The organism is Halopseudomonas sabulinigri, assembly GCF_900105255.1.
GTDB classification, from domain to species: domain Bacteria; phylum Pseudomonadota; class Gammaproteobacteria; order Pseudomonadales; family Pseudomonadaceae; genus Halopseudomonas; species Halopseudomonas sabulinigri.
This window is the reverse complement of record NZ_LT629763.1, coordinates 339,621-365,939: the sequence shown is the minus strand read 5'-3', so window position 1 is coordinate 365,939 and position 26,319 is coordinate 339,621. Positions and strand designations below refer to the sequence as shown.

Here is a 26,319-nt window from a genome sequence, read left to right as displayed (position 1 = left end):
GCGCCAATAGACTGGCCGTCAGTTGACCGGCTTCACTTGATGCCCATGCAGTTGGCATAGAAGGTGGTGGTAGCCGGCCAGTCGGAAAAAATGCCGATCACGCCAACATCCTGCGCCAGCACGTCTATTACCGTCAGCATGTCACCGTCGTTATTGATGGCATCTGTCACGCTCTGGTAGTACCAACCGCCGCCATTGGCCAGGGGTCCGGCGCGCTCCATCGACCAGGCAATCAAGTCCAGCCCCGCCGCGCGGGCATTTTCAGCGTACTCCGATGGCACGATCTCGCCTCGCCCGTCCAGCGTCAGCATTTTCCAGATCGCCGGTGCCAGAATACGCACGCCCTGGGCACGCAGCTCTTCCATGTAAGCCAGAGACGAGGTCTCAGGGGTAATCGGCGATTCGTCGAGGAATACCGCCTGATCAGCAAAGTCCGGCATCTCGTTGATCCAGAAGGTCACGTCCGCCAACTGGAACGATTGTGGCCAGACGTCGCGCGGGTTGACCCCTGCGTCGCGATAATCTTCCAGCATCTGCCGCGCGTAATCCTGTTGGCTGTAGTCGCCCTCATAGGGCATTTCAACTACCGGGGTTTTCAGCTCGGGGGTAAATTTCACGCCGAGTGACTGAAACAGCTCAATGCTTTCGCGGTGGCTCAACAGCGTGCCGCGGCTGGCGTACAGGTCGGTGCGCCAGTCGGCTGTGCCCTTGACGTACTCCTCCGGCGTGGCGGCCAGGGGGTTGGACGCATCCATCTTGCCCTCGAGGCGTTTGAACTCAGCCAGGGTAATGTCGCTGGTACGGCATTCGGCTTGCGCCGGCGTGCCACTGGCGGGGTCCGCCGCTACAAATGGCTGGGTACACTTGGCGTTCAGCTCGGGAATGGTGACGATGTTGGTGGTGGTGTGCAGGTCATTCTGCGCATGGCGGCAGACCAGTTGGCGGTCCTTGGTGAAAGCCACGTCGCACTCGACGATGCCCGCGCCCATGCGCGCTGCGGCGACGTAGGATTCCAGCGTGTGCTCGGGAAACTGCAGCGGCGCGCCGCGGTGGCCAATCGAGAAGTCGGTGCGCTTCATGTTGTCGGTGCGGCACGATTGCAGGCGGGTCTTCAGCGGGCCGTCGTCCATGTCATCAACCAGCCACTGCGGGCGTGGTCCGACCTGCACGTCGGCACGACGTTGATGGCGCTGTTTGAGCTCGGCCAGTTTTTCGTGCAGCCGCTCAAAACTACGTTGCGCACGGTCATCGTTGTGATGGTTGTTACCGAACCAGCCCTGCGCGCTGACGGTTGTGCTGCCAACCATCAAGCCGCCGACGAGCAATAGGCTTACCGCTATGCTGTGAGACGTCATACCAGACTCCTTCTGAAATGAGTGGATGTGCCTGCACAGGGTTGCGCGTCCGGGTGACGCTCAGGTGACAACCAGCCGGACAAGCAAACTCATTGATCAGAAATGCGCAGCGGGTCGCAGAAAGCACGCAACCCGCCGGCCAGCGATGCTGCGGTGCCAAAACCGTCATCAAGCTCAGTTAAGCAGCACCAAACGGTTCGGTAGCTCATTGCGCTCGTGGGTCGCCGGCAGATGCTGCGCCAGGTGCTCGCCGCACGCCTCAATGCACTCAAGAAAGCCCTGCAATACCTGGCCCTTGCCCACCTGCGCGGTGAACCGTGCCACGGCCGACTCCCAGTGGGTGTTGTCGATGCGACTGGAAATGCCGCGATCGACCATGATCTCGACATAACGCTCGGCCTCGGAGACGAAAATCAGCATGCCGGTCTCGCCGTCGGTATGGTGCAGGTTGAGCTCAATAAATTGCCGCCGGGCAAGATTCGAGGCGCGCCAGTGCCGCACCGCCCGCGGGATCAGCCGGCTGGTAATACGCGGCAGGCGAAATACCACCGCCAGCACGGCAAAGGTCAGCCACTGCGTCAGCAGCAACTCGCTGAGCGCCAGCCCGCCACTGAAGTACGCCACCGCGCCCGGCAGCACCAGCGCTATCAGGCTGGCCCATAGCAGCGGGATGTAGCGGTAGTCGTCGGCCTGGCGCGCCAGCACCGTGACCACCTCGGCGTCGGTGCGTTGCTCGATGCGGTCGATCGCCTCGGCAACCTGTTGCTGTTCAATGCTAGAGAGAAGCGTCATTGTGCATCCTTGATTGAAATCACCATCCGCCAGAGGCCCCGCCGCCGCCGAAGCCACCGCCCCCACCGCCAAAACCACCTCCGCCAAAGCCTCCGCCGCTGCGCGAGCCACCGCTCATCCCACCCAGCAGCGCCCCAGCCAACAACGCACGACCACTGCCGCCGCGACCGCCGCCGCCCAGCATCGACATGACGATGATGATAATCACCAGCAAGAGCGCACCGGCCGGCTTTTTCTTGCCCTCAGCGCGCTCACCACCCTCGGCGACCGCAAGCGGGTTGCCGCCCAGCACCTGAATGATCGCGCCGGTACCCTGCACGATGCCCTGCTCAAACTGCCCCTGACGAAACGCCGGGGTGATGATGCCGTTGATGATGGTAGAGGCCTGCGCGTCGGTCAGCCGCCCCTCCAGGCCGTAACCCACTTCGATGCGGATTTTGCGGTCATCACGGGCGACGATCAGCAGCGCACCGTTGTCTTCGCCCTTCTGCCCGATACCCCAGGCGCGACCAAGCTCCACACCAAAGCGCTCGATGCTCTGGCCTTGGAGGCTGGGCACAGTGACAACCACCACCTGCTCGGTGGTCGCCTGTTCGTGCGCGGCCAGCATCTGCGTCAGCTGCTGCTCGGCGCCCTGCCCCAGCAACCCGGCCTGATCAACCACGCGGCCGGTCAGCGCGGGCAAGGCCGCCTCGTCAGACTGGGCCGCCGCGCTGCCGATCCACAGCAGTGGCGCCAGCAACAGGCTCAGCAACAGCGGCAGGTACAACCTCATTCGAAATTAACCTGCGGCGCCTGCTCGGCGTTCTCCGTGGTAGCGCTGAAGTTTTCACGAATCGGCATGTCGCTATACATCAGGCTGTGCCAGATCCGGCCGGGAAAGGTGCGAATCTCGGTGTTGTAGCGTTCCACCGCGGCGATAAAGTCGCGGCGCGCCACAGCAATGCGGTTTTCCGTGCCTTCCAGCTGGGACTGCAGCGCCAGAAAGTTCTGGTTCGACTTGAGATCGGGGTAACGTTCGGACACCGCCATCAGCCGACTCAGCGCACCGGTCAACTGGCTCTGCGCCTGCTCGAATTGACGCATCTTGGCCGGATCGTTCAGATCGGCGGCGCTGATGTTGATTGACGTCGCCTTGGCCCGCGCCTCGACGACGGCAGTCAGGGTTTCCTGTTCCTGTCGGGCGAAGCCCTTGACCGTTTCCACCAGGTTGGGAATCAGGTCGGCACGCCGTTGATACTGATTTTCCACCTGCGACCAGGCCGACTTCACCTGCTCGTCATAGGTCGGAATGTTGTTGATGCCGCAACCTGCCAAGAGGTTGCTGAGAAAAAAGAGAATTGCCACTTGCCAAGTAGTGCGAAAACGCTGCGTGTCCATTGTCTCTTCGTCCATTCGAGGGTGTTATTGGCCGTTAGCAAAACACGAATGTCGACCAGTTAAAACCCCCGCCCTGCTGCACCGCCGGTAAGATCGATTACCCGCCAATGCCGGCGACGGGTAAACTGGCCGGCCTACTCCCTGCCAAGACGCCACTATGACCTTTGCCGCCCTCGGCCTGATTGACCCTTTGCTGCGCACGCTTGCAAGCCTGGAATACAGCAGCCCCACGCCCATCCAGGCCCAGGCCATCCCCGCTGCTCTCAAGGGCCGCGACCTGCTGGCCAGCGCGCAAACCGGTACCGGCAAGACTGCCGCCTTCGCCCTGCCAGTGCTGCAAAGACTGCTGCATGAAGGCCCCAAGCTGGCCAGTAACTCGACGCGGGCGCTGATTCTGGTGCCTACGCGCGAACTCGCAGAACAGCTGTTGCAGAGCTTCCAGCGCTACAGCGAAAGCCTGCCGCTGCGCAGCTACGCGGTGTATGGCGGGGTGTCGATCAATCCGCAGATGATGGCGCTGCGTAAAGGTGTGGATGTGCTGATCGCTACCCCAGGCCGGCTGCTTGACCTGTATCGCCAGAACGCGATCAAGTTCAGCCAACTGCAGATGCTGGTGCTGGATGAAGCCGACCGCATGCTCGATCTGGGCTTTGCCGACGAGCTGGATCAGGTGGTCTGCGCGCTGCCCAGCCGGCGACAAACGCTGATGTTCTCCGCCACCTTCGCCGCGCCCGTGCGGCAACTCGCCGACGGTCTGCTGCGCGACCCGCTGATGCTCGACATCAGCCCGCGCAACAGCGCGGCCAGCAGTGTCGAGCAATGGCTGATACCGGTCGACAAAAAACGCAAAGGTGAACTGTTGCTGCAATTGCTAAAGCAGCATAACGGCGCCCAGGCACTGGTCTTTCTCAACACCCGCAAGGGCGTCGAGCAGCTGGTAGAACGGCTGGAAAGTGCAGGCCTCAGTGCCGATGCGATTCACGGTGACCGCCCGCAACCAGCAAGACTGCGAGCACTGGCCAGACTGAAAGCTGGCGAGGTGCAGGTGCTGGTCGCCACCGACGTTGCCGCACGTGGCCTGGATATTCAGCAACTGCCGCTGGTGGTCAACTTCGATCTGCCGCTCAACGCAGAAGACTATGTGCACCGTGTCGGCCGCAGTGGCCGCGCCGGCGCCAGCGGCGCGGCCATCTCACTGGTCAGCGCCGATGAGGTACGCCAGTTGGCCGCGATAGAAACCCTGACCCAACAACTGCTGGAGCGCCGTGAAGAAAGCGGTTTTACGCCCCAGCACCGGGTACCGGAAACCCGGCTGGGTGGCCAGTTGGTCAAGAAGCCGAAGAAGCCGAAAAAAACCAAGCAGCCGGGTAGCAAAGGCAAGGTGCATCTGGGCACCTGGTTTGACGAGAGTTGAATACAACACCAAGGCAGCCAGACAGAACGCGGGCAAATTGAAGTGAGGGGCAAAATAATGTTCGATTAACCTGACACCTCAACCATCTGCCAACGCAGCATGCAGCTCCCTTTCACTTGGCTTATAAGGACATTTCCCATGGCGCAGACATGGCTCATAACCGGCGCGGCGCGCGGTATCGGCTTACACATCGTTAAAGCGGCGCTCGCAGCCGGACATAATGTTATCGCCACCGCGCGCAAACCCGCTGCCATCGTCGAAGCGCTCGGCAGCGAGAGCGAGCACTTGCTCACCCTGCCTTTGGACGTCACCGATTACCCGCAGGTCGAAGGCGCCATTCACGCTGCACAGGCGCGGTTTGGGCGTATTGACGTATTGGTCAACAACGCTGGTTATGGCTTGCTTGGGCCGTTTGAGGAACACAGCCTTGAGGCCGGTCAGGCCCAGTTTGCCACCAACGTATTCGGCCTGTTCGATGTCTGCCGCGCGGTATTGCCGATAATGCGCCAGCAGCGCGCAGGCCATATCTTCAACATTGCCTCCATCGCTGGGGTGATGGGCATGCCCGGCGCCAGTTTGTACTGCGCATCCAAGTTTGCTGTCAGTGGCTTCTCCGAGGCCCTGGCGCAGGAGGTCGCAGGCCTTGGCATTAAGGTGACCGTGGTACAGCCCGGTGCCTTTCAGACCGATTTTCTCGACCCCTCTTCAGCGCAGTTTGGGCTTAATCCGATTGACGACTATCAGGCCCTGTCCAGCCAGATCAAAACCTCGTCCGAGCAAAACAACCACAAACAACAGGGTGACCCGGCGAAGCTCGCCGCCGCCTTGCTGCAGCTGGCAAATGCGCCCCAAGCCCCAAGCCGCTTTCTGGCTGGCGCGGACGCCTTGAAAGCGGCTCGCTACCGCGTGAAGTCGTTGCAGGCCGAGATGGACGCTTGGCAGGAATTGTCTGTCGCTACCGCAGCCGACCAGTAAGCCACCAGGCTGGAAGCCCTTGCTCCCAGCCTGTCTTTCAGCACCCGCTCAATCCAATCAACTGCACGGCGCATCCCGGGTAAGCGGCTGGGCAATTGCTCGCCAACCTATACATCATGCCGAGCCAGGCTGGCGCCGAGTGCGCTACCGCGCTGTTGCTGGCCAGGCGAAGGCCGGCGACGCATGACGCCGAGACAATACCAGCGTAAGCAACACTTTGTAGCGTTTTGTAGCGCGCCCCACGGCACTGGGCTTTTGGCGTTACAATTCGACCCGCGCGCGCTCGCGAGGCCTGCGCTGCGGTCAGTCAATGGGCCGCTTTCCTTCATCTTTCGATCACCGCCGCGCCCTACCGGCGTGTTGCAAGGAGCAGAACCATGTACAGGACGTTTGCGGCATTGCTGCTGAGCGTTGCCACCACCCAGGTCATGGCCAAGGTTGATCCGCTGCAGGCCGACCGTCTGGGACGCGATCTGACCCCACTGGGTGCAGAGCAAGCCGGCAACAACGAGGGCACCATCCCGGCGTGGACTGGCGGCGTCAGCGCCCCCTCCGGTTATAGCCCCGGCATGCATCACCCCGACCCCTACGCCGCAGACGGCGAACTGTTCCGCGTCAGCGCGCAGAATCAGGAGCAATATGACGCCCAGCTGCCCGCCGGCCTGACCGACCTGTTGCAACGCCACCCTGGCTACGCCATGCGGGTATTCCCCACCCGTCGCAGTGCCTCTGCGCCACAGCGCATCTACGATGCCACCAAAGCCAATGCGGTCAAGGCTGAGCTGATTGCCAACGGCAACGGCCTGCGCGGTGCCGCCGCCGGCATTCCGTTCCCGATCCCGCAGGACGGCATCGAAGTTATCTGGAACCACATCCTGCATTACAAGGGTGACCAGAACCACTTCATCAACAACCAGGCCGTGGTAATCAACGGCACCAGCAACCTGATCAAGCGCGATAGGCAGATTTACTACGTATACGGCCGCGAGGGCATGACGACAGCCGCGCTCGACAACACGTTGCTGCTGTACAAATACGTAGTCACCGCACCAGCCAAGCTGGCCAACACCGCGCTGGTAGTACAGGATCCGCTGGATCAGGTATTGGCTACCCGCAAGGCTTGGCGCTACAGCCCGGACAACCGCCGCGTGCGCCGGCTGCCCACCCTGGCTTACGATTCGGTCCAGCCCGACACCAGCGACTTGGCCACCGCGGACGTGCTGGATACCTACAACGGCGCGCCGGATCGCTACGAATGGAGTCTGGTCGGCAAACAGGAAATGCTGGTGCCCTACAACAGCTACCAGGTGCATCAGAAAGGCATCCCCTACGACCAGATAGTGCAGACCGACACGCTCAACCCCGAACTGCTGCGCTATGAACTGCATCGCGTATGGGTGGTTGATGCCGTCCTGCGCACCGGCTACCGCCATCCCTACGCAGCACGCCGCTTCTATGTGGATGAGGACAGCTGGCAAATTCTGGCCGTCGACCTGCGCGACAAGAACGGCGAGCTGATCGGTCTGCAGGAGGCTCACCCGATCAACTACTACGACGTGCCCATGGTCAGCAGCACCCTGGAAACCCTGTACCACCTGCAAGATGGCAACTACTTCGTCGACGGCCTGGACAACAACGAGCCGATGTACGACTTCAATGCCAACATCAACCCACGCGACTTTTCGCCCCAGGCGTTGCGCCGCGAAGGTAACTAAGCAGGCATCAGGCGGATCAAGCCATGCAGCACTTAGGGGTGCCGCTGGCCTGATCCGCCGCTTCAGTTCGCGTTGAGCAAACCGGAGGCCGTGCGACACACGTTTTCAGCGCCCTGGTAAATCTCGTCCATAATCGACGACACCTGCTGAGTACGCTCGCTCCCCTCCGCCGCCGTTACGCTCACTGAATGCACGGTACCGGTAACTCTCTGTGTCAGGTCACGGTTATTCTGCACCACGGCCGCAATCTCCGACGTCGATTTGCTGGTGCGCGCGGCCAGACTGCGAACCTCATCGGCCACTACCGCAAAGCCGCGGCCCTGCTCACCCGCCCGCGCCGCTTCAATGGCGGCATTCAGCGCCAGCAGGTTGGTTTGATCGGCAATCGCCGAGATGGTCGCGACAATCTCTTCGATATTCTTGGATTGCGCGTTCAACTGTCCGATCAAACTGGTGGCATCGGCTACCTGAGCAGCTATTCGCGCCGAGGTATCCACCGCAGACTTCAGCGAGCTCATGCCCTGCTGGGCGATCAATGCGGTTTCTTCCGAGGTGCTGCTGGCCACTTCCGCGGCCTGACGAATGGCCAGCCCCTGCTCAACTCGCGCGGTGATATCGCTGGCAAACTTAACTACCTTTACGACTTTGCCATGCACATCGAAAATCGGATTGTAGGTAGCTTCCAGCCACACCACTTCACCGCGACTGTTGATGCGATCAAACTGGCCGCTTCTGTGCGCACCCGCACTCAGCTCTGCCCAGAACCTCGGATTCTGCTGCAAGAAGGCGTCGGTGCAGAAAAGCCGGTGATGCTTGCCCACCAGCTGACTCTGTGAATAGCCCATGACATTGAGGAAATTGCGGTTGGCTTTGAGTATCTCGCCGCTGGGAGTGAACTCGATTACTGCCAATGATTTATCGAGGGCCGAAATGACGGCGTCCTTTTCCTTCAGCTCGTTGCTGACGGCGGTAACGTCAGAGGCCAGCTTCACGACAGTCACGACCTTGCCGCTGGCGTCCGTCACCGGGAAGTAGGTCGCTTCAAGCCAGACCTCCTGACCATCGGCGCGCACACGGCGAAAGGTATCCGAGAACGCCTTGCCCTGTGCGAGATCGACCCAGAAGCGTTGGTAGGCTGGCGTGCCCGTATCGCTGGGCAAGCAGAACTTGCGATGCGGCTGACCCACTATCTGGTCCAGGGAATATCCCATGAGCTGCAAAAAGCGGGGGTTGGCGTCAAGCACCACGCCCGTCGGGGTAAATTCGATGAACGCCATATGCATTTTTACGGCGTCCAGTCGAGCTTTCTTTTCTGCCAGGTCCTCTCCCTGTGACCTGTACAAGTCTTTCAGTTTTGCATTGAACATCGCGCTCTCCCCGGCCATTAGTGGCACTTAGCCATACTATCAATACGCCAATCGAATGCAATACTTGTACGAATAAATACATCCTGTATAACTTTGTTGTTGTCCAGTTTAACCGAGCGCCGCAGAATTGTCGGGTTCACAGCCGGATTTGCAGGCTGGTTGCCAGCTGGCCGCACCCAGGTTTCCATTGTTTGTGCCCGGCTGCCTATAGTTGCGCTCTGCACAGCCGATTAGGTGGCAACGTAGCGGAGTTGCGACGTGCCAATCCGGCGGCCTACACCAATGCCTGCGCGCTACGCTTGAGTCGAGGCTTCAACTACGGCGGCTATGCCATCCCCAAAGGCACCATCATTCCCGGCACCAATATCTATCGGGCCAAAGGGGCAGACGGGCTCCCCTATATTTTGCGCGTCAATGATGTCATTCATTTTGTTCGCCACAACTGGGGAGCTGCGGATAAGGTACTCAAGCCATCCGAGCACCCGCAGCTCAGCGGCATCCAGGGTCTGATCGTTATTGAAGTGAACGGCTGGAGCGATGCGTCGGGGCATGTCGCGCTCTGGAATGGCTCTGTAACCGGCGACGGTAGCGACTATCAGAATCCGCGCAGCCATGCCTTTGACAGCCCTGCAGTATCGCCAAAACACATCTTGTATTGGGAATTGAAATAGTGCGCCACACCACCGTTGCCGGCATGGCATTCGCTGTGCTTCTGGCAGCTCAGGCTCCGGCCTTTGCTGACACCCTGGAACAGGCCAGAACCTCGCTCAAGAACTACGGTTTCACCTACTGCCTGGCGCAGGCATACCCCGATAGCAAGCACCTTGATGAGGACCTCGCTGCCGCCAGCGGTGCTTATCACTTCATGGGGCGTGGCGCCCATTTTATAGCGCAAGATGAAGAGACGCTGGAAATATCCCACGACCCCTATCAGGCGACCGCCGACTTCATAGGGATTGCCTACCCGAAAACCCCAGCCCAAACGCAAGCACAAGGCCGCAAGAATCCGTTGATCGCCTGCCTGACTATCTACAACTCAACTGAGTATGAGGACTTTATTCAGGGCCAGGACAGCTACATTAACAACCCGGAAAAATAGCCAGCAAGGCCTCAGACCAGATGCGGTTTCAGAATCTCATAGAGGGCTGGGCGATTGGCGGCAATCTCTTCGACCGTCAGCCCTTCCAGCGAATGAGGATACTTGAGCCAGGCATCGGTGCTGTGCAGGAAGTAATGCGGTTCCCAGTCCACCTCATTGCGGCTGGGCTTGTAGTAAGGCACCGCCACGCGGATGTCGTGCGGGGTATTCAAACGCGCCTTGTTCTTCAACTCCTGAATAATCGCCTCGACCGAGCGGCCCGTATCGAAGACGTCGTCGACGATCAGCAGCGAGTCTTCATGGGTAACGTGTTTGACCAGGTAATTCAAGCCGTGCACGCGTACTTCTCTGCTTTGCTGATCAATACCGTGATAAGACGAGGTGCGTATGGCGATGTTGTCGGTATGCACACCGTGGTAATCAAGGAACTCCTGCACGGCAATACCCATGGGCACGCCGCCGCGCCACACGGCAATGATGAAGGTCGGGCGAAACCCGGAATTCAGTATCTGCGCACCCAGATGAAAGGCGTCTTCCAGCAGGCTTTGTGCACTAAGGTATTGTTTATCAGCCATAAGACCGTTAGCGTTTGTGAATTCGCGACATAGTCCCACCAGACGGAGCCCTCTGGCAAGCCATGACCCAGCCCAGCAGCATGCAAACACCCGCCCGCAACCGCCGTTTTCTTGACGAAAACCAACTGATCGAAGATGCCTTTCGCCTCGGCGTGCAGGTTTTCGAAAGCGGCTTCCGCCCCAATTTCATTGTGGGCCTGTGGCGTGGCGGCAGTGCCGTGGGTATCTACGTGCAGGAATGCCTGCAGACGCTGGGGGTTAAGACCGACCATATCGCGTTGCGCACTTCCTACCGCGGCATGGACCACTACGACGCCATGATCGCCTCTCCCGACGCCGAGATCCGCGTGCATGGCACCCATTACCTGCTGGACAACATCAACCAGGACGACCGGCTGCTGATCGTGGACGACGCCTTTGGCACCGGTCACAGCATGCAGGCGGTACTCAACAAGCTGCAGCAGCAACTCAAGCGCAACATGCCCACCGACACCCGCCTGGCAACGCTCTACAAGCGATTGGGTGCAGGCCAGACTCAGTTGGAACCGAACTTCTGCCTGCACATGACCGAGGACTGGCTGGTCTTCCCGTATGAAATGAACGGCCTCAGCCGTGCCGATATAGACGAACACAAGCCGTACCTGAGCCCGATTCTGGACGCAGTCAAGTAACCCTATGCCCGGCGCGTTGCTACTCTGCAGCCACCTCAGTATCGCCATTGCCTGTCCGCCGGAGCAGGTCTACGCGTATGCCGCCGATCCGCGGAATCTGCCGCGCTGGGCGGCCGGCCTGGCCAGCTCGGAAATCCTGCAGGACGGTGAAGACTGGATCGCCCAGGCGCCGTTCGGGCGAGTCCGCATCCGCTTCGCTGCGCGAAATACCTTTGGCGTGCTGGACCATGCTGTGGAGCTTGAATCGGGGCAGATTTTCCATAACCCCATGCGGGTCGTCGCCAATGGCGATGGCAGCGAGTTCATTTTCACCCTGCTGCGCCAGCCAGAGATGACTGACGCAGAGTTCGCTGCAGACAGGCAAGCCATAGAGGCCGACCTCAAGCGGCTCAAGCATCTGCTCGAGGCACCCGGTAGCAACCAACGTCAGCCGCTTTAGGGTACTGCGAGATCAGCAAAGCACTGCTGGCTGAGCTTGCGGTTGGCGGAAAACGGCTGGCACCGCCTGCAGATGCCGCTCGATGTCGCGCAACACCACGTCATCCTCAGTCGCGTCGAACTTGCGAGCAAACAGGTGATGACTGGCGATAAGGTGCTTGGTGTCGGCTGAGGTAAAGGTGCGCGGCCGTAACTTGATATCACCATCAGGAATCCAGTCAATCAGCCGAAGGTCATCCTGCACGATCTGGCCGTGACAATCGTTGTTCATCATCACCGTCTGAAAAAAGCCTTCGTCGGCGATAAAGCTGTTTCTATAGAAACGCTTGTAGCGCCTGGCCGCCTTCGCGGTGCAAACGAACTCACAAAAACGCCGGCTTACGATCATCCACTGGGTACCTATGTGCGGAGTTACACCCTCAAGAAACTTGCGTGACAGCTTGGGCCGAAATATGCGGCTGCCAAACTCGAAGCAGATATCCAGCACGCGGTGCATGGTATCGGGGCGAATATCCCGCTGATTGGCCGCGAGGATATATTCACGTTCAGGGTGTTTGCCCAGAAACTGCCGAATGAACTCTTGAGTCTTCAGTGGGAAATCCTGGCCACTGAGGTTGATGAAGTGAGTCCAGGCACTATTTTCCTCCAAGAGTTGCGCCATACCACGCAGCTCGATATTGACCAGGCTGTAGCCGCCCCAGAGCGCCTTTTGCGGTTTCAACATACGGGCATTGGGATACTCGCTCAGAAACTCTTGAATATCGTCTGCCAGCGCGGCGCCCGAATTCTTGTCAATATGAACAAGATAATGATTCAGCGGGTGATAAATAGCCTTGAACAGGCGCTTGAACTGTTCTGGATAACGATGAACCAGAATGAGGTAGGCAATCATAAATAGTATTCCTGAACGAGACAGGAATAGTGACAGTACCGCGCTCCTGTTCCGATTTGGTAGAGGGTACCTATTGGCAAGGCGCATTCTTGTCTACGCCTTGATGGGGGCGAAGTGCGCGTTTGCAATGATTGCCGGCAAGTAAATATACAAAGGGCCCTCAGCGTCTGTAGCAATCGCCCTGGTCAGGGGCAGAGCAAGCTACCCAACCTCGACCAGATCACAAAAGCCGACTAATCTTTGTTTTGCGACGCCCCAATTACACCTAAAAAAATAACAACATGATGATGCATTCACTGTTTAAGCAGCGCTGCCGTGCATCGGCGCCAGCTGCACTGATCGCCTTCGTGCTGTGGACGGTGCCACTCCATGCGGAGGAAGCGCTGCCAGTACTGAACGCCGGTTATATCAGCTTCCCCCCGATTGCCTACATGGACGAAAACGGCCAGGCGCACGGTAGCATCATCGAACTCACCAATCAGTTGGCGGCCGACAGTGGCTACCGCATCAATTGGATAAACTATCCAATCAACCGCATCTACCATAGCCTTAGAAGCGGCGATATCGACTTCTGGCCAGGCTCACCGAATGTGCCGGCCCTGAAGGACTTCACCCTATCCTCGCAACCCCTTGGCATCAGCGTCAGGCTCTGTGCGTTTTCGCTGGCCGGTAGCCAGACCATCACCCGTGCGGAGCAATTGCGTGACAAGCAACTGGTGCTGATTCGCGGCTATACCTACCGCGACCAGTTGAACACGCTATTTCAGGAGAACCCGCATCAGCCAATAGTGGCGCCAAACCACCCTGCCGCGCTGGAACTACTGCAACGCGGCCGTGGCGACTACCTGATCAGCTATGGCCACCCCATGCAGGAAGCCATGAAGGACTATCCGCTGCAAGGCGCAGACTGCGATACGCTGGATGAGTGGCCGCTGGTATACGTGGTATCACGGCGCAACCCGCAGGCGCAGCAGCTTGCCGACACCCTGGACGCGGCCTATCAACGTCGCCTGGCGGCGCATCAAGCCATTGAAGCGACGGCCGAACCCCTTGCCCATGAGCAGCGCTGAGACAGCTCAGCTGCTACGCCGCCATACCTCGATATTGCCTGCGCGTGCCACGCTGTAATCCCGTCCCAGCGGCACCGCACCCGCCAGCCCGAACTCATCCAGCGTCGCCATCAAGGCGCTTGCCTGCGCCGGCGGTAAGGCGCTCACCACCTCGGCAGCGCGCTGCAGCAGAAACAGGAGGTAGGGTTCTACGCCGACGTCCACCACAGCACCACGGAACTGTGTAGAAACCATACCAATCTGGCGCAACGCGGGTTTTTCCGTCACCGGGGTGCCATCGGCCGGCTGCACATCAGCGACCCACTGATCCATATAGGCCAGCTTGTCGGTAAGCTCGGGGAAGATATCCCGGGCAATGTGCTGCAGTACCGGCAACAGCGTTGGCGGCAAGGCATCATCTGGCCAGAACTCGGGACGGCTATCGGCATACTCAACCACATCCAGGCCGGGCGCCGTCATGCGTTCAACCCAGCGATGTACCCGCGGTGCACGGCGCTGCATGATGCCCAGCGGCACCGGATCACGGCCCAAATGGGCAAACATGGGCCCGATCAGGCCGTAGTCGGCGATCGAAGGTCGGCCTCCCAGTAAATAGGGCACCATCGCAAAATGCGCCTCTAGCACCTCAAGTAGCTGCTCGAAGGACTGCTCGATCAACGCAGCGCTCTGCTCGTTCACGCCCAAGCGTGGCAAATAGGAGTTCATCCGCCCCATGATCTTCTCGGCCATGGCCTCACCCGAACCGCTAACGAAGGCGTGACGCAGAAAGGCTTCCTGCTCGGCACGGTACGACCAGCGATAGTGCATGGCATGTTTGAGCATTGCCTGGCTGCCGTAATACTCGATGATCACGGCGACCACGCGCTGCAATGGCGTGCCTGGATAAACCGGGTATGGCACACCCTGCGCTTCAAAAAAATCGATGATATCGACCGTATCCTGAATCACCTGGCCGTCCGGCGTTTCCAGCACTGGAATAATGCCCCGCCCAATTTGCGGCAAGATGCGCGCGGCAAAATCCGGATGCGAGCTGGCCACCTCCACATAGGCAATGCCCTGATTGCGCAGGTAACAGCGTGCCTTGCCGGTGTAGAGTGAGTGTGAGGAGCCGTAAAGGGTGTAGGGGATATTGTCGGAAAGCATGAAAAGTCCGTTTTTATGGTTGGAATCAGCCCCAGAAACTAGCGGTCTTCGGGGCTGACGGCAACCCCTCGACGCCAGGCACACGCCAAGGCGGGCAGGCTCTGTCGGTGCTGGCAGCCGTCAGTTTTCCAGCCGCGCTTGCCTAAGGTACAGGGCAGTGAGTAGCGCCGTGCTCGCCATGATGAGCGCACCGATGAGGGCATTAACGTGCAGCGCGTCGGCAAAGCCCTGTTGCACCGCCACCAATACGGCGTCGCCCAAGGCTGGCGGCAGCTGCTGAATGATGCCCAGCGCGCCGCCCAGCGTGTCACTGGCCACCGCCACCTGCGCCGGTGTTAGCCCGGCAGGCAGTGCCTCACTCAGATGCTGACGGTAGATTGCCGCCCCAATGCTGCCGATAACCGCTATTCCCAGCGCCATACCCAGCTCAGTAGCGGTTTCTGAGGTGGCTGCCGCAGCGCCGGCTTTATCTGCCGGGACCGAGCCAACCACCAGGTCGGTACCCAGAATCATCACCGGCATGATGCCAACACCCAGTAGCACCGTACCCAGCACCATGAGCAAAACGCCCTCGCGGCCATGAACCAGCAACAGCACCAACAGGCCAAGCGTGGCCATGGCCAAGCCCAGACTGACAAACACCGAGGGTTTCAACCGGCGGGCAATGCGCGGTACCAATAAGGAGGCTGCCGTTTGCAAGGCCGCGGCTGGCAACATGACCAGACCGGCATCCAGTGCACTCAGCCCCGCCACCCCCTGCAGATACTGGAAGATCATCAACCAGGCACCGGACAGCGCAAAAATGGCCAGCAGCATGGACGCCACCGAGACGGTAAAGCTTTGGCGTTGAAAAAGCGCCAAGTCCAGCATGGGGTCTGCCAGGCGCTGCTGCCTCAGCACAAACACGCGCGCCAGGGCGAACCCAGCCAGCACAGCGACGCTGGCGAGCAAGTTGAAGCCGTCGCGCGCAGAGTCTTTCAAGCCGTAGATGATCAGCAGCAAGGCCGCAATGCTAAGTAGCGCGCTGGGTATATCCAGGCGGCCGGCCTGCGCTTCGCGGCACTCCGGCAGAAGCAGCGGGCCGGCCAGCAACAATAGCGCCATCACCGGTACGCCAAGCAGAAACAGCGAGCCCCACCAGAAAAACTCCAGCATGATTCCGCCCACCAGCGGGCCTATGGCACTGCCAACGATGAAACCGGTCATCCAGACGGTAATCGCCAGCGTGCGCTCACGCTCGTCATGAAACATGTTGCGGATCAACGACAGGGTGGAAGGCATCAAGGTTGCCCCCGCGACGCCCAGCAAGGCCCGGGTTACGATTAGCATACCGGCAGAAGTGGAGAAGGCAGCTGCAATGGAGGCCAGACCAAAGGCCAGCGCACCGGCCAATAGCACCCGGCGCCGGCCAATGCGGTCGCCCAGGGTGCCCATGGTGATCAGAAAGCCGGCCACCATGAAGCCGTAGATATCCAGGATCCACAGTAGCTGCGCGCTGGAAGGCTGCAGGTCTGCACTCAAGTGCGGCGCCGCCAGGTGCAGCAGGGTCATATCCAGCGCCAGCAGCAAGGTTGGCAACACCAGAACGGCGAGACCAAGCCACTCGCGACGGCTTGCGCGCGGCGTGATACCAGATTCAACCAGATTGCTTGCCATCATCGAACGACGTCCATTTACAGGGACTAGCCTTATAGGACGGCCAGGCAACTCGCGCAAGGTACAGTTGCCCAGCCATTCCCAGGTACAGCCGTCGAGCAACCGTAGAGCCGCGGTCAACCGCACGCAGAGAGAGCTGACAGCCATGGCGCAAGGCCGGCCTGATTACCAACATCGGGACTGCCCGGCATACCCCAGTGCGCCCTACTCTGCTATTATTCACCCCTTTTTTCCGTTACCAACAGAAGCCGAGACCCCATGTCCAGCAACGCCCCTTCTCGCCAGATCCTCGTTACCAGCGCCCTGCCCTATGCCAACGGTTCGATCCATCTGGGGCATATGCTTGAGTACATTCAGACCGACATCTGGGTTCGCTTCCAGAAACTGCGTGGCCATCAGGCAGTTTATGTCTGCGCCGATGACGCCCATGGCTCGGCCATCATGCTGCGCGCCGAGAAAGAGGGTATTACCTCCGAGCAGTTGATCGATAACGTGAAGCGGGAGCACTCCACCGACTTCGCCGACTTTCTCGTCGACTTCGACAACTTTCACTCGACCCACTCGGAAGAGAACCGCGAGCTATCTTCACTGATCTACGAGCGTCTGAAAGACGCCGGCCATATCAGCACCCGCTCGGTCACCCAGTACTTTGATCCAGAGAAGGAAATGTTCCTGGCCGACCGCTTCATCAAGGGCACCTGCCCCAAGTGCGCGGCCGAAGATCAGTACGGCGACAACTGCGAAAAATGCGGCGCCACCTACGAGCCCACCGAGCTGAAAGACCCGCGTTCGGCCATCTCAGGCGCGACGCCGGTGTTGAAGGATTCCAAGCATTTTTTCTTCCGCCTGCAAGACTTCAGCGACATGCTCAAGCAGTGGACCCGCAGCGGTACCCTGCAGGAAGCCGTCGCCAACAAGATCGCCGAGTGGCTTGATAGCGGTCTGCATGAGTGGGACATCAGCCGTGATGCACCCTATTTCGGCTTCGAGATTCCCGGCGAGCCCGGCAAGTATTTTTACGTCTGGCTGGACGCGCCTATCGGCTACATGGCCAGCTTCAAGAATCTCTGTGCCCGCCGCCCGGAGCTGAGCTTCGACGCTTTCTGGAACGCCGACTCCAGCGCCGAGCTGTATCACTTCATCGGCAAGGACATCGTCAACTTCCACACCCTGTTCTGGCCCGCCATGCTGGAAGGCGCGGGCTTCCGCAAGCCGACCGCCGTCAACGTACACGGGTACCTGACGGTCAACGGGCAAAAGATGTCCAAGTCGCGCGGCACCTTCATCAAGGCACGCACCTATCTGGATCACCTGTCGCCGGAATACCTGCGCTATTACTACGCGGCCAAGCTGGGCCGCGGCGTGGAAGACCTTGATCTGAACCTCGAAGACTTCGTGCAAAAGGTCAACTCCGATCTGGTTGGCAAGGTGGTCAATATCGCCAGCCGCTGCGCCGGTTTCATCCACAAGGGCAACGCTGGCGTCATGGTTGACGCCAACCCGGCGCCCGAACTGACCGCCGCCTTCACCGCCGGTGCGCCACTGATCGCCGACGCCTACGAGAAGCGCGACTTCTCCCGCGCCATGCGCGAAATCATGGGCCTGGCCGACAAGGCCAATGCCTGGATCGCCGACAAGGCGCCCTGGTCGCTGAACAAGCAGGAAGGCAAGCAGGACGAGGTGCAGGCCATCTGCTCGTTGGGCGTAAACCTGTTCCGCCAGTTGGTAATCTTCCTCAAGCCGGTGCTGCCACACCTGGCCGCCGATGCCGAGGCCTTCCTGAATGTGGCGCCACTGCGTTGGGACGATCACCAGACGCTGCTAGCCAATCATCAGTTGAACGCGTTCAAGCCGCTGATGGCGCGCATCGAGCCAGCGAAGATCGACGCCATGATCGAAGCCTCCAAGGAAGACCTTGCCGCCGCCAGTGAGGCACCCGCAGCGGCTGCAGGTAACGGCGAGCTGGCAAAAGAACCGATTGAGGCCGAGATCAAGTTCGACACCTTTGCCGCCGTTGACCTGCGTATCGCGCTGATCGAAAAGGCCGAGTTCGTCGAGGGCGCCGACAAGCTGCTGCGACTATCGCTGGATATTGGCGATGCCAAGCGCAATGTGTTCTCCGGCATCAAGAGCGCCTACCCGGACCCGAGCAAACTGGAAGGCCGCCTGACGCTTTATGTTGCCAACCTGGCGCCGCGCAAGATGAAGTTTGGTGTCTCCGAAGGCATGGTACTGGCGGCGGGCCCCGGCGGCGAAGAGATCTTCCTGCTGAGCCCCGATGCGGGTGCCAAGCCGGGGCAACGGGTCAAGTAACACCGCGCACTACGACAAACGGGAGCGGCCGTTGCCGCTCTGATTAGCCGGAGTCGGCCGCAGCGGTCAACAGAATCGCAAGCCGATTTCACATATGGGGTTGGGTAACATGGCTGAATTTGCCCTTATTCTGGTCAGTACCATTCTGGTCAACAACTTTGTACTGGTGCAGTTTCTCGGGCTCTGTCCGTTCATGGGCGTGTCCGGCAAGCTGGAAACCGCCATCGGCATGTCGGCGGCCACCACCTTTGTACTCACACTGGCGTCGATCCTCAGTTATCTGACCTTTCAGTACATTCTGGTACCGCTGGACCTGGAGTTTCTGCGCACCATCTCCTTCATCCTGGTAATCGCCGTGGTGGTGCAGTTCACCGAGATGGTAGTGCACAAGACCAGCCCGCTGCTGTACCGGGTACTGGGCATCTTCCTGCCGCTGATTACTACCAACTGTGCAGTACTGGGCGTCGCCCTGCTGAACACCAACCGCGCCGAGCAAACCTTCATGAAATCGGCTACCTATGGTCTGGGCGCGGCCATTGGTTTTTCGCTGATCCTGATCCTGTTTGCCGGCCTGCGTGAGCGCATCGCCATTGCCGATGTGCCCACCCCCTTTCGCGGCGCGGCCATCGGCATGATCACCGCCGGGCTGATGTCACTGGCCTTCATGGGCTTCACCGGCTTGATAAGGTTGTAAGCATGTCGATGATTCTCACTGCCGTAGTCGTTCTGCTGGGCCTGGCGCTGATTTTCGGCGCCATCCTGGGTTACGCCGCCATTCGCTTCAAGGTCGAGGGCGACCCCATCGTTGATCAGATCAACGATCTGTTGCCGCAGACCCAGTGCGGTCAGTGCGGCCACCCCGGCTGCAAGCCCTACGCCGAAGGCATCGCCCATGGCGAGCCGATCAACAAGTGTCCGCCCGGCGGTGAATCAACCATTCAGGCGCTGGCCGACCTGCTCGACGTGGAAGTACTCCCACTGGATGCCGAGCACGGCGAAGAAAAGCCCAAGATGGTCGCCTACATTCGCGAGGCCGAGTGTATTGGCTGTACCAAGTGCATTCAGGCCTGTCCGGTCGATGCGATTCTCGGGGCCGCCAAGCAGATGCACACCGTAATTACCGATGAGTGCACCGGCTGCGACCTGTGTGTCGAGCCCTGCCCGGTCGATTGCATCGACATGCTCCCGCTGCCGACCACCCCGCAGAACTGGAAGTGGGACTTCCCGCTACCCGGTGCCGCCGTTATTGCCACCGACGCCCAGCGAGGAGCCGCTTAATGAACGCTGCGACCCCGATCCGCATCTGGGATATCCCCGGCGGCATTCATCCCGACGAGAACAAGCACCAGTCGACCCAACATGGCATCGAAACCCTGCCATTGCCTAACCAACTGATTTTGCCCCTGCAGCAACACCTGGGAGCCCGCGCTGAGCCCGCGGTAGAGATTGGCGAGCGGGTGCTCAAGGGCCAGTTGATCGCCGAAGCCAGCGGCATGATCAGCTGCCCTTTGCATGCACCAACCTCAGGTACCGTCACGGCTATCGGCCCGGCGCCCTACCCCCACGCCTCTGGCCTGGAAGAATGGGCCATTACCCTTGAAGTCGACGGGCAGGACGAATGGACAACGCTCGCCCCAATCAGCGATTACCACGCACTGGAACCTGCCACCCTGCTGGAAGTCATTCGTCAGGCTGGCGTTAGCGGTTTGGGCGGTGCGGGCTTTCCGACCTCGGTAAAACTCAAGGCGCGGCCCGAGCAGAAGATTCACACGCTGATCGTCAACGGCACCGAGTGTGAGCCCTACATCACCGCCGATGACTCTGCCATGCGCTACAAGGCGCGGGAAATCGTCGCCGGGATCGAGATTCTGCAGCACATCCTGCACCCTGAGCAGGTGCTGATCGGCATTGAAGACAACAAGCCCGAAGCGATTGAGGCGATGCGCGCTGCGGTGGCCGAACACGCACCCACAGCAGCCATGCAGGTGGTGGTCTTCCCGACCAAATACCCCTCGGGCGGCGAGAAGCAGCTGATCCAGATTCTGACCGGCAAGGAAGTACCCAGCGGCGGCCTGCCGGCCGACATTGGCATGGTCTGCCAGAACATCGGCACCCTGCTGGCGATCCACGACGCCGTGCTGCTCGGCCAGCCACTGATCAAACGCATCACCACGCTGACCGGTGCGGCGCTGAGCCACCCCACTAACGTGGAAGCGTTGATCGGCACGCCCATCAGCCACTTGCTGGCCTTTGCCGGCCTGCAACCCGAGCGCTTGTACCGCCTGGTCATGGGCGGCCCGATGATGGGCTTTACGTTGCAAAGCATGGCCGCGCCCATCATCAAGACCACCAACTGCCTGCTAGCCGGCACGCAAGATGAACTGCCGCCACCACCGCCCGCGCAGCCGTGCATCCGTTGCGGCCTGTGCGCCGAGGCTTGCCCCGCAGAGCTGCTGCCACAACAACTGCACTTCTTCGCGCTCGGCAAGGATTACGACCAACTCAAGCGGCAGAACCTGTTTGACTGCATCGAGTGTGGCGCCTGCTCTTACGTTTGCCCCAGCAGCATTCCATTGGTGCAGTATTACCGCGCGGCCAAGTCCGACATTCGCGCACTGGATCTGCAGCAGCATAAGTCGGACCACTCCAAGCAACGCTTCGAGCACCGCCAGGAGCGCCTGCAACGTGAGGCCGAGCAGAAGGAACGCGACCGTCAGGCCCGCGCGGACAAAGCCGCACGCCTGAAAGCCGCCAAGGAAGCCGAAGCTGCCAAGGCGAGCACCGCCAGTGCCAGCGAAAGCAGCGCCTCTGCCGAACCCGACGTCGCCCGCCTGCAAGCGCAGAAACCCAGCGGGCTGAGCCCCGAGCAGAAACAGCTGAAGATTGCTGCCGCCACCGCGCAGATGGCGCTGAAAAAGGCCAACAAGCAATTGGCCGCCAACCCCGACAACAGAGACCTGCAAGCGCAGATTCCCGAGCTGGAACAAGCCGCGCGTGCCGCCCAGGAAGCCTTCGACAAGGCGCAGGGCGAGGTCGCTACCCAGCCTGCAGCAGAACCTGCGGCCGGCGCGGACGATGCCAAGAAGTTGAAGATCGAGGCCGCCATGTTGCGCGCCAATCTGCGCAAGGCCGAACGCGCTGCCGGTGACAACCCCAGCGAAGAACAGCAGGCCGAGATCGCCAAGCTGCGTGAAGAAGCCGAGGCAGCAGACGCCCGGGTACCTGCCGCGCCAGCCGTCAAGCCACCGGCCGATGAAAACCTCAAGAAAGCCAAGCTCGACCTGGCCATGGCACGCGCTGCGGTAAAGAAAACCGAGCGTGAACTGGCCAACAGTCCGGACGACGAAACGCTACAGGCGCAGCTGGCGACTCAACAGGAAAGCTTCAAGGCCGCAGAAGCCGCGTTGCATGAGGCTGAAAACAACAGCCCCATCCCGCCGCCCGAACGGCAAAAGGTAGACAAGAAGCCGGTGGATGAAAACCTGCGCGAACTGAAAACCAACCTCGCCACCAGCAAGGCCGATTTCAAGCGCGCCGAGCGCGAACTACAGGCTGCCAAGGATGCAGATACCGATACCGCGCCCGCGCAGGAACAGCTCACTGCCAGCCGCGCCAAACTGGATGCCGCCGCCAAGGCCTTCGCCGATTACATGGCCAGCAAGGAGACCGACTGATGGCCCTGGTTCGCATGACCTCGCCCCACGCCAAGGGCAATAACCACACCCAGACCATCATGCTCTGGGTACTGGGCGCTACCCTACCCGGCGTGCTGGCCATGACCTGGTTCTTCGGCTTCGGCACCCTGATCAATATCTGTTTCGCCAGCCTGGTAGCACTCGCGGTCGAGAGCCTGATTCTGTGGGTTCGCAAGCGCCCCATAGCGTTCTATTTGCGCGACGGCAGCGCCCTGGTCACCGCCTGGCTACTGGCACTCGCGCTGCCGCCCTACGCGCCCTGGTGGCTGACGCTGGTCGCCACCGCGTTCGCCATCGTGTTTGGCAAGCAGTTGTACGGCGGGCTGGGCCAGAACCCGTTCAACCCAGCCATGCTGGGCTACGCCGTGGTGCTGATCTCCTTCCCGGTCGAGATGACCAGTTGGCCCGCCTGGCGCGGCGTAGAAAACGTATTGCCCGATGTGCAAGCCACACTTGGCCTGTTTGAGGGTCTCTCGCGTATTTTCCTACCCTCGGCCCACGCTATCGACGGCTGGACCATGGCGACGCCACTGGATGTGGTAAAAACCAATGCCAGCCTGACCATGGCCGAACTGCAGGCCAGCAAGCCGGTATTCGGCAGCCTGGCCGGCCACGGCTGGGAGTGGGTCAGCCTGGCCTACCTGGCCGGCGGCATCGCGCTGCTCTGCAAGCGCATCTACACCTGGCATGCACCGGTCGGCATGCTCGGCGCCCTGGCCGTGATGAGCCTGTTATTCTGGAACGGCAGCGGCTCTGACTCCAACGGCTCGCCGCTGTTTCACCTGCTCAGTGGCGCCAGCATGCTGGGCGCGTTTTTCATCGTTACCGATCCGGTCTCCGGCGCGACCAGCAAGCAGGGGCGGCTGATCTTTGGTGCCGGCGTCGGCATTCTGGTCTATTGCATTCGCGCCTGGGGCGGCTACCCCGATGCCGTTGCCTTCGCCGTGCTGCTGATGAATCTGGCCGCACCGACCATCGACTACTACAGCACACCCCGCACCTACGGCCACCGCAAGGCCAAACGCGGCATGGGCAAGACGGACTGAGCATGGACAACCCCACCAGCACCCGCAGTTCGGTACTGCGCAACAGCATCATCCTGGGCGTATTCGCCATGGCCACCGTCGGCATGATTGCCATCACCCAGCAAGGCACCGCCGAGCACATCAGCGACGCCCAGCGCCGCGTGCAACTGAGCGCGCTGAACGAAATACTGCCGCACGAGCAGCACGACAACGATCTGCTGGCCGACAGTTTCAGTGTGGACGACTACCCCCACCTGCGCCTTGGCGCCCCGCGCGATGCGTACCGCGCACGGCAGCACGGTGAGGTGGTGGCGGTAATCCTCCCGGTGGTGGCACCCGAGGGCTACAGTGGGCGTATCGACCTGCTGGTTGGCATCTACGCCAATGGCGAGGTGGCTGGCGTGCGCGCAGTCAACCACCGCGAAACACCGGGTCTTGGTGACAAGATCGAGATCGGCAAAAGCCAGTGGGTGCTGGAGTTCAATGGTAAAAGCCTGAGCATGCCGGTACCGGAAAACTGGGCGGTGAAAAAGGATGGCGGCGAGTTCGATCAGTTTACCGGCGCTACCATTACCCCGCGCGCCGTGGTACAGGCGGTGTATCAGAGCCTGGAATACTTTGCAGAGCATCGCGACAGCTTGTTGCTGTCCGCCGAGGAGCCCACCAATGGCAACTAAGTCGCTATCCGAAATCACCGCTGATGGCCTCTGGCACAACAACCCGGGGCTGGTACAGCTACTGGGGCTGTGCCCGCTGCTGGGCGTCAGCAGTTCGGTGGTCAACGCGCTGGGGCTGGGCATTGCCACCATGCTGGTACTGACCGGCTCCAATCTCTGCGTCTCATTGATCCGCAGCGCGGTGACCGATGCGGTGCGTTTGCCGGCCTTCGTGATGATCATCGCCGCGCTCACAACCTGCATCGAACTGCTGATGCAGGCCTTCACCTACGAGCTGTATCAGATTCTTGGCATTTTCATCCCGCTGATCGTGACCAACTGCGTGATTCTTGGGCGCGCCGACGCTTTCGCCTCGAAAAATGCGATTCTGCCCTCGCTGGTAGACGGCTTCATGATGAGCCTGGGGTTTGCACTGGTGCTGATAGTACTGGGCGGCCTGCGTGAACTGGTGGGGCACGGCACCCTGTTCGCCGGCATGGACCTGCTGCTTGGCCCGGTTGCAGCCGACTGGAAACTGGTAGTCTTCCCCAACTACAAGGACGTGCTGTTCGTCATCTTGCCGCCCGGCGCCTTCCTGTTCATGGGCTTGCTGATTGCGCTGAAGAATGTGATCGATGCCAAGGTCAAGGAGCGCGCCGCCGCCCGCGAGGCCAAGCCGGCCGCCGGTAGCAAGCGAGTCCGCGTCACCGGCACCATCAGCTGAGGCGCCGGATGAATCAGGCAAAACGCTACGAGATCTTCCGCCGCCTGCGCGAAGACAACCCCACGCCTACCACCGAGCTGAACTTCAGCTCGCCCTTCGAACTGCTGGTGGCGGTTACCTTGTCTGCCCAGGCCACCGATGTGGGCGTCAACAAGGCGACCGCCAAGCTGTTTCCGGTGGCCAATACACCCGAGGCCATCTACGCCCTGGGGGTCGAGGGGCTATCGGAATACATCAAAACCATCGGCCTTTTCAACAGCAAGGCACGCAACGTCATCGCGGCCTGCAAGATGCTGATCGAGCTGCATAACAGCCAAGTACCGGATAACCGCGAAGCACTGGAGGCCCTTCCCGGCGTGGGGCGCAAAACCGCCAACGTGGTGCTCAATACCGCCTTTGGCCACCCCGCCATGGCGGTCGATACGCACATCTTCCGCGTCAGTAACCGCACCGGCATCGCCCCCGGCAAAAACGTGCTGGAGGTGGAGAAAAAACTCATGCGCTTTGTGCCTAAGGAGTTTCTCGTGGACGCCCACCACTGGCTGATTTTGCACGGCCGCTACGTGTGCAAGGCCCGCATACCACAGTGCGGCAGCTGCCGCATTGAAGACCTGTGCGACTACAAGCAGAAAACCGGCGACTGACCTTCTGTTGATTTTCTGCGGATTTAATTGAAAAAAACTATTTCCGCAAATCCCAGACTCCGTTTATAAGGTGCGCAAATGGCATCTTCAGTGTGGAGTTGAGTCATGGCCAAAGCAAAAAGCGACATCGAACTGGATGATGATGAGTTCATCGAGGATGATGACACCCCCGATACCGACAGCGCGCCCAATTCCAAGGCGAGTCTGACCAAGCGTCGCTTGATCGACAATTACCTGGAAGAACGCCGCCTGCAACGGGAACTCTCGGACTTCGATTTCGATTGATCAACCCCAGCCGGGTTTTGCCGCAACAGCAGAACCCGGCGTAGGGCCTGCCATTGAACGCCCCTATCAGCGCCATTATTGATTTTCGCTTTGCACTATCAATTCAGGCGAGTAACCTCCAAACCAATACTAATGATTCTCATTAGACAGTTGAGCACCGAGGTCTCCCATGTTGAAAACCATCACTTTTGCCTGCATGCACTTCTCCATCGCCTTTGGCGTGGTATACCTGATGACCGGTAGCGTACTCATCGGCGGCGCCGTCGCTTTGGTTGAGCCGGCCGTCAACACCATTGCTTTCTACTTCCACGAGAAGGTGTGGCAGCGTGTTGAGCGGCGTAAACAGCTGCAGCTGAGGCCGAATTCTCCGATCATGCAAGCGTGAAAACCCGGGAAGGCGCCTCCCCCGTGCAACGTCATGGCGATTTGACGGTA

The 26,319-nt window shown here is 60.3% G+C and carries 27 protein-coding genes; 18 read left to right on the top strand and 9 right to left on the bottom strand.

All coding sequences use genetic code 11. From position 1 onward, the window contains the following. Positions 1-32 precede the first annotated feature (32 nt). From BLU26_RS01555 to BLU26_RS01540, 4 genes are all read right to left on the bottom strand, one after another. On the bottom strand, positions 33-1,355 hold the full coding sequence (locus BLU26_RS01555; protein ID WP_197674520.1) for a glycerophosphodiester phosphodiesterase family protein: 1,323 nt from the start codon (positions 1,353-1,355) through the stop codon (positions 33-35). Between the two features lie 174 nt (positions 1,356-1,529). Beyond that, complete coding sequence (locus tag BLU26_RS01550) at positions 1,530-2,147, bottom strand: TPM domain-containing protein (protein WP_092283214.1); 618 nt, start codon at positions 2,145-2,147, stop codon at positions 1,530-1,532. Between the two features lie 19 nt (positions 2,148-2,166). Next, positions 2,167-2,922: a TPM domain-containing protein gene (locus tag BLU26_RS01545; RefSeq protein WP_092283212.1), complete on the bottom strand. Its 756-nt coding sequence runs from the start codon at positions 2,920-2,922 to the stop codon at positions 2,167-2,169. After that, positions 2,919-3,527, bottom strand: coding sequence for a LemA family protein (locus BLU26_RS01540; protein WP_092283210.1), 609 nt, complete (start codon positions 3,525-3,527; stop codon positions 2,919-2,921). The genes BLU26_RS01545 and BLU26_RS01540 overlap by 4 nt, the downstream gene beginning before the upstream one ends. 157 nt (positions 3,528-3,684) lie before the next feature. On the opposite strand from BLU26_RS01540, the gene BLU26_RS01535 reads away from it, so the two are divergent. From BLU26_RS01535 to BLU26_RS01525, 3 genes are all read left to right on the top strand, one after another. Beyond that, on the top strand, positions 3,685-4,941 hold the full coding sequence (locus tag BLU26_RS01535) for a DEAD/DEAH box helicase (RefSeq protein ID WP_092283208.1): 1,257 nt from the start codon (positions 3,685-3,687) through the stop codon (positions 4,939-4,941). Positions 4,942-5,079: 138 nt separating this feature from the next. Then, a complete protein-coding gene (locus BLU26_RS01530; protein WP_092283205.1) occupies positions 5,080-5,916 on the top strand; it encodes an oxidoreductase in 837 nt (278 codons plus the stop codon). Positions 5,917-6,293: 377 nt separating this feature from the next. Further along, positions 6,294-7,631, top strand: a complete 1,338-nt coding sequence (locus BLU26_RS01525) for a DUF1329 domain-containing protein (protein WP_092283203.1) — start codon at positions 6,294-6,296, stop codon at positions 7,629-7,631. Positions 7,632-7,693: 62 nt separating this feature from the next. Here the strand turns inward: BLU26_RS01525 and BLU26_RS18820 are convergent, their stop codons facing one another. After that, positions 7,694-8,998, bottom strand: a complete 1,305-nt coding sequence (locus BLU26_RS18820; protein ID WP_092288312.1) for a methyl-accepting chemotaxis protein — start codon at positions 8,996-8,998, stop codon at positions 7,694-7,696. Between the two features lie 251 nt (positions 8,999-9,249). On the opposite strand from BLU26_RS18820, the gene BLU26_RS18505 reads away from it, so the two are divergent. Together BLU26_RS18505 and BLU26_RS01510 are read left to right on the top strand one after the other, a co-directional pair. Beyond that, positions 9,250-9,669, top strand: coding sequence for a T6SS effector amidase Tae4 family protein (locus BLU26_RS18505; protein ID WP_157719270.1), 420 nt, complete (start codon positions 9,250-9,252; stop codon positions 9,667-9,669). Then, positions 9,669-10,097, top strand: coding sequence for a hypothetical protein (locus BLU26_RS01510; protein ID WP_092283199.1), 429 nt, complete (start codon positions 9,669-9,671; stop codon positions 10,095-10,097). The genes BLU26_RS18505 and BLU26_RS01510 overlap by 1 nt, the downstream gene beginning before the upstream one ends. Positions 10,098-10,108: 11 nt before the next feature. Here the strand turns inward: BLU26_RS01510 and BLU26_RS01505 are convergent, their stop codons facing one another. Next, on the bottom strand, positions 10,109-10,672 hold the full coding sequence (locus tag BLU26_RS01505; protein WP_092283197.1) for a phosphoribosyltransferase: 564 nt from the start codon (positions 10,670-10,672) through the stop codon (positions 10,109-10,111). A 62-nt stretch (positions 10,673-10,734) separates the two neighbouring features. On the opposite strand from BLU26_RS01505, the gene BLU26_RS01500 reads away from it, so the two are divergent. Beyond that, a complete protein-coding gene (locus BLU26_RS01500) occupies positions 10,735-11,343 on the top strand; it encodes a phosphoribosyltransferase (RefSeq protein ID WP_197674518.1) in 609 nt (202 codons plus the stop codon). A 4-nt stretch (positions 11,344-11,347) separates the two neighbouring features. Beyond that, entirely contained in the window at positions 11,348-11,782 is a 435-nt protein-coding gene (locus tag BLU26_RS01495; RefSeq protein ID WP_092283195.1) for an SRPBCC family protein, read from the top strand. 12 nt (positions 11,783-11,794) lie between these two features. Here BLU26_RS01495 and BLU26_RS01490 read toward each other — a convergent pair whose 3' ends face one another. After that, on the bottom strand, positions 11,795-12,673 hold the full coding sequence (locus BLU26_RS01490) for a beta-1,6-N-acetylglucosaminyltransferase (protein ID WP_092283193.1): 879 nt from the start codon (positions 12,671-12,673) through the stop codon (positions 11,795-11,797). A 281-nt stretch (positions 12,674-12,954) separates the two neighbouring features. On the opposite strand from BLU26_RS01490, the gene BLU26_RS01485 reads away from it, so the two are divergent. Then, the gene (locus tag BLU26_RS01485) at positions 12,955-13,743 is read left to right on the top strand and encodes a substrate-binding periplasmic protein (protein ID WP_092283191.1); all 789 of its coding nucleotides are present in this window, start codon (positions 12,955-12,957) and stop codon (positions 13,741-13,743) included. Positions 13,744-13,749: 6 nt separating this feature from the next. Here the strand turns inward: BLU26_RS01485 and BLU26_RS01480 are convergent, their stop codons facing one another. Together BLU26_RS01480 and BLU26_RS01475 are read right to left on the bottom strand one after the other, a co-directional pair. After that, positions 13,750-14,886, bottom strand: coding sequence for a glutathione S-transferase family protein (locus BLU26_RS01480; protein ID WP_092283189.1), 1,137 nt, complete (start codon positions 14,884-14,886; stop codon positions 13,750-13,752). A 120-nt stretch (positions 14,887-15,006) separates the two neighbouring features. After that, positions 15,007-16,545 (bottom strand): MFS transporter, encoded by a 1,539-nt coding sequence (locus BLU26_RS01475; RefSeq protein ID WP_197674517.1) that lies wholly within the window; start codon positions 16,543-16,545, stop codon positions 15,007-15,009. 255 nt (positions 16,546-16,800) lie between these two features. Here BLU26_RS01475 and metG point away from each other — a divergent pair, with 255 nt between their 5' ends. From metG to BLU26_RS01425, 10 genes are all read left to right on the top strand, one after another. Next, complete coding sequence (gene metG / locus BLU26_RS01470; RefSeq protein ID WP_092283187.1) at positions 16,801-18,855, top strand: methionine--tRNA ligase; 2,055 nt, start codon at positions 16,801-16,803, stop codon at positions 18,853-18,855. 109 nt (positions 18,856-18,964) lie between these two features. Further along, on the top strand, positions 18,965-19,549 hold the full coding sequence (rsxA, locus tag BLU26_RS01465; RefSeq protein ID WP_092288309.1) for an electron transport complex subunit RsxA: 585 nt from the start codon (positions 18,965-18,967) through the stop codon (positions 19,547-19,549). 2 nt (positions 19,550-19,551) lie between these two features. Beyond that, positions 19,552-20,133: an electron transport complex subunit RsxB gene (gene rsxB / locus BLU26_RS01460; RefSeq protein WP_092283185.1), complete on the top strand. Its 582-nt coding sequence runs from the start codon at positions 19,552-19,554 to the stop codon at positions 20,131-20,133. Further along, a complete protein-coding gene (rsxC, locus tag BLU26_RS01455) occupies positions 20,133-22,529 on the top strand; it encodes an electron transport complex subunit RsxC (RefSeq protein WP_092283183.1) in 2,397 nt (798 codons plus the stop codon). Before rsxB ends, rsxC begins: the two co-directional genes overlap by 1 nt. After that, positions 22,529-23,596, top strand: a complete 1,068-nt coding sequence (gene rsxD / locus BLU26_RS01450) for an electron transport complex subunit RsxD (RefSeq protein ID WP_092283181.1) — start codon at positions 22,529-22,531, stop codon at positions 23,594-23,596. Before rsxC ends, rsxD begins: the two co-directional genes overlap by 1 nt. Positions 23,597-23,598: 2 nt before the next feature. Continuing rightward, complete coding sequence (gene rsxG / locus BLU26_RS01445) at positions 23,599-24,252, top strand: electron transport complex subunit RsxG (protein ID WP_092283179.1); 654 nt, start codon at positions 23,599-23,601, stop codon at positions 24,250-24,252. Continuing rightward, positions 24,242-24,955, top strand: a complete 714-nt coding sequence (locus tag BLU26_RS01440; protein ID WP_092283178.1) for an electron transport complex subunit E — start codon at positions 24,242-24,244, stop codon at positions 24,953-24,955. The genes rsxG and BLU26_RS01440 overlap by 11 nt, the downstream gene beginning before the upstream one ends. An 8-nt stretch (positions 24,956-24,963) precedes the next feature. After that, on the top strand, positions 24,964-25,599 hold the full coding sequence (gene nth / locus BLU26_RS01435) for an endonuclease III (RefSeq protein WP_092283177.1): 636 nt from the start codon (positions 24,964-24,966) through the stop codon (positions 25,597-25,599). Positions 25,600-25,704: 105 nt separating this feature from the next. Next, positions 25,705-25,884, top strand: a complete 180-nt coding sequence (locus tag BLU26_RS01430; RefSeq protein WP_092283176.1) for a PA3496 family putative envelope integrity protein — start codon at positions 25,705-25,707, stop codon at positions 25,882-25,884. Positions 25,885-26,053: 169 nt separating this feature from the next. Next, entirely contained in the window at positions 26,054-26,269 is a 216-nt protein-coding gene (locus BLU26_RS01425) for a DUF2061 domain-containing protein (RefSeq protein WP_092283175.1), read from the top strand. The last annotated feature ends 50 nt before the right edge of the window (positions 26,270-26,319 follow it).

Excerpts from the sequence above, each read along its gene's own strand:
- BLU26_RS01555 (WP_197674520.1), bottom strand. The coding sequence starts at position 1,355 with ATGACGTCTCACAGCATAGCGGTAAGCCTATTGCTCGTCGGCGGCTTG.
- BLU26_RS01550 (WP_092283214.1), bottom strand. The coding sequence starts at position 2,147 with ATGACGCTTCTCTCTAGCATTGAACAGCAACAGGTTGCCGAGGCGATC.
- BLU26_RS01545 (WP_092283212.1), bottom strand. The coding sequence starts at position 2,922 with ATGAGGTTGTACCTGCCGCTGTTGCTGAGCCTGTTGCTGGCGCCACTG.
- BLU26_RS01540 (WP_092283210.1), bottom strand. The coding sequence starts at position 3,527 with ATGGACACGCAGCGTTTTCGCACTACTTGGCAAGTGGCAATTCTCTTT.
- BLU26_RS01535 (WP_092283208.1), top strand. The coding sequence starts at position 3,685 with ATGACCTTTGCCGCCCTCGGCCTGATTGACCCTTTGCTGCGCACGCTT.
- BLU26_RS01530 (WP_092283205.1), top strand. The coding sequence starts at position 5,080 with ATGGCGCAGACATGGCTCATAACCGGCGCGGCGCGCGGTATCGGCTTA.
- BLU26_RS01525 (WP_092283203.1), top strand. The coding sequence starts at position 6,294 with ATGTACAGGACGTTTGCGGCATTGCTGCTGAGCGTTGCCACCACCCAG.
- BLU26_RS18820 (WP_092288312.1), bottom strand. The coding sequence starts at position 8,998 with ATGTTCAATGCAAAACTGAAAGACTTGTACAGGTCACAGGGAGAGGAC.
- BLU26_RS01505 (WP_092283197.1), bottom strand. The coding sequence starts at position 10,672 with ATGGCTGATAAACAATACCTTAGTGCACAAAGCCTGCTGGAAGACGCC.
- BLU26_RS01500 (WP_197674518.1), top strand. The coding sequence starts at position 10,735 with ATGACCCAGCCCAGCAGCATGCAAACACCCGCCCGCAACCGCCGTTTT.
- BLU26_RS01495 (WP_092283195.1), top strand. The coding sequence starts at position 11,348 with ATGCCCGGCGCGTTGCTACTCTGCAGCCACCTCAGTATCGCCATTGCC.
- BLU26_RS01490 (WP_092283193.1), bottom strand. The coding sequence starts at position 12,673 with ATGATTGCCTACCTCATTCTGGTTCATCGTTATCCAGAACAGTTCAAG.
- BLU26_RS01485 (WP_092283191.1), top strand. The coding sequence starts at position 12,955 with ATGATGATGCATTCACTGTTTAAGCAGCGCTGCCGTGCATCGGCGCCA.
- BLU26_RS01480 (WP_092283189.1), bottom strand. The coding sequence starts at position 14,886 with ATGCTTTCCGACAATATCCCCTACACCCTTTACGGCTCCTCACACTCA.
- BLU26_RS01475 (WP_197674517.1), bottom strand. The coding sequence starts at position 16,545 with ATGATGGCAAGCAATCTGGTTGAATCTGGTATCACGCCGCGCGCAAGC.
- metG (WP_092283187.1), top strand. The coding sequence starts at position 16,801 with ATGTCCAGCAACGCCCCTTCTCGCCAGATCCTCGTTACCAGCGCCCTG.
- rsxA (WP_092288309.1), top strand. The coding sequence starts at position 18,965 with ATGGCTGAATTTGCCCTTATTCTGGTCAGTACCATTCTGGTCAACAAC.
- rsxB (WP_092283185.1), top strand. The coding sequence starts at position 19,552 with ATGTCGATGATTCTCACTGCCGTAGTCGTTCTGCTGGGCCTGGCGCTG.
- rsxC (WP_092283183.1), top strand. The coding sequence starts at position 20,133 with ATGAACGCTGCGACCCCGATCCGCATCTGGGATATCCCCGGCGGCATT.
- rsxD (WP_092283181.1), top strand. The coding sequence starts at position 22,529 with ATGGCCCTGGTTCGCATGACCTCGCCCCACGCCAAGGGCAATAACCAC.
- rsxG (WP_092283179.1), top strand. The coding sequence starts at position 23,599 with ATGGACAACCCCACCAGCACCCGCAGTTCGGTACTGCGCAACAGCATC.
- BLU26_RS01440 (WP_092283178.1), top strand. The coding sequence starts at position 24,242 with ATGGCAACTAAGTCGCTATCCGAAATCACCGCTGATGGCCTCTGGCAC.
- nth (WP_092283177.1), top strand. The coding sequence starts at position 24,964 with ATGAATCAGGCAAAACGCTACGAGATCTTCCGCCGCCTGCGCGAAGAC.
- BLU26_RS01430 (WP_092283176.1), top strand. The coding sequence starts at position 25,705 with ATGGCCAAAGCAAAAAGCGACATCGAACTGGATGATGATGAGTTCATC.
- BLU26_RS01425 (WP_092283175.1), top strand. The coding sequence starts at position 26,054 with ATGTTGAAAACCATCACTTTTGCCTGCATGCACTTCTCCATCGCCTTT.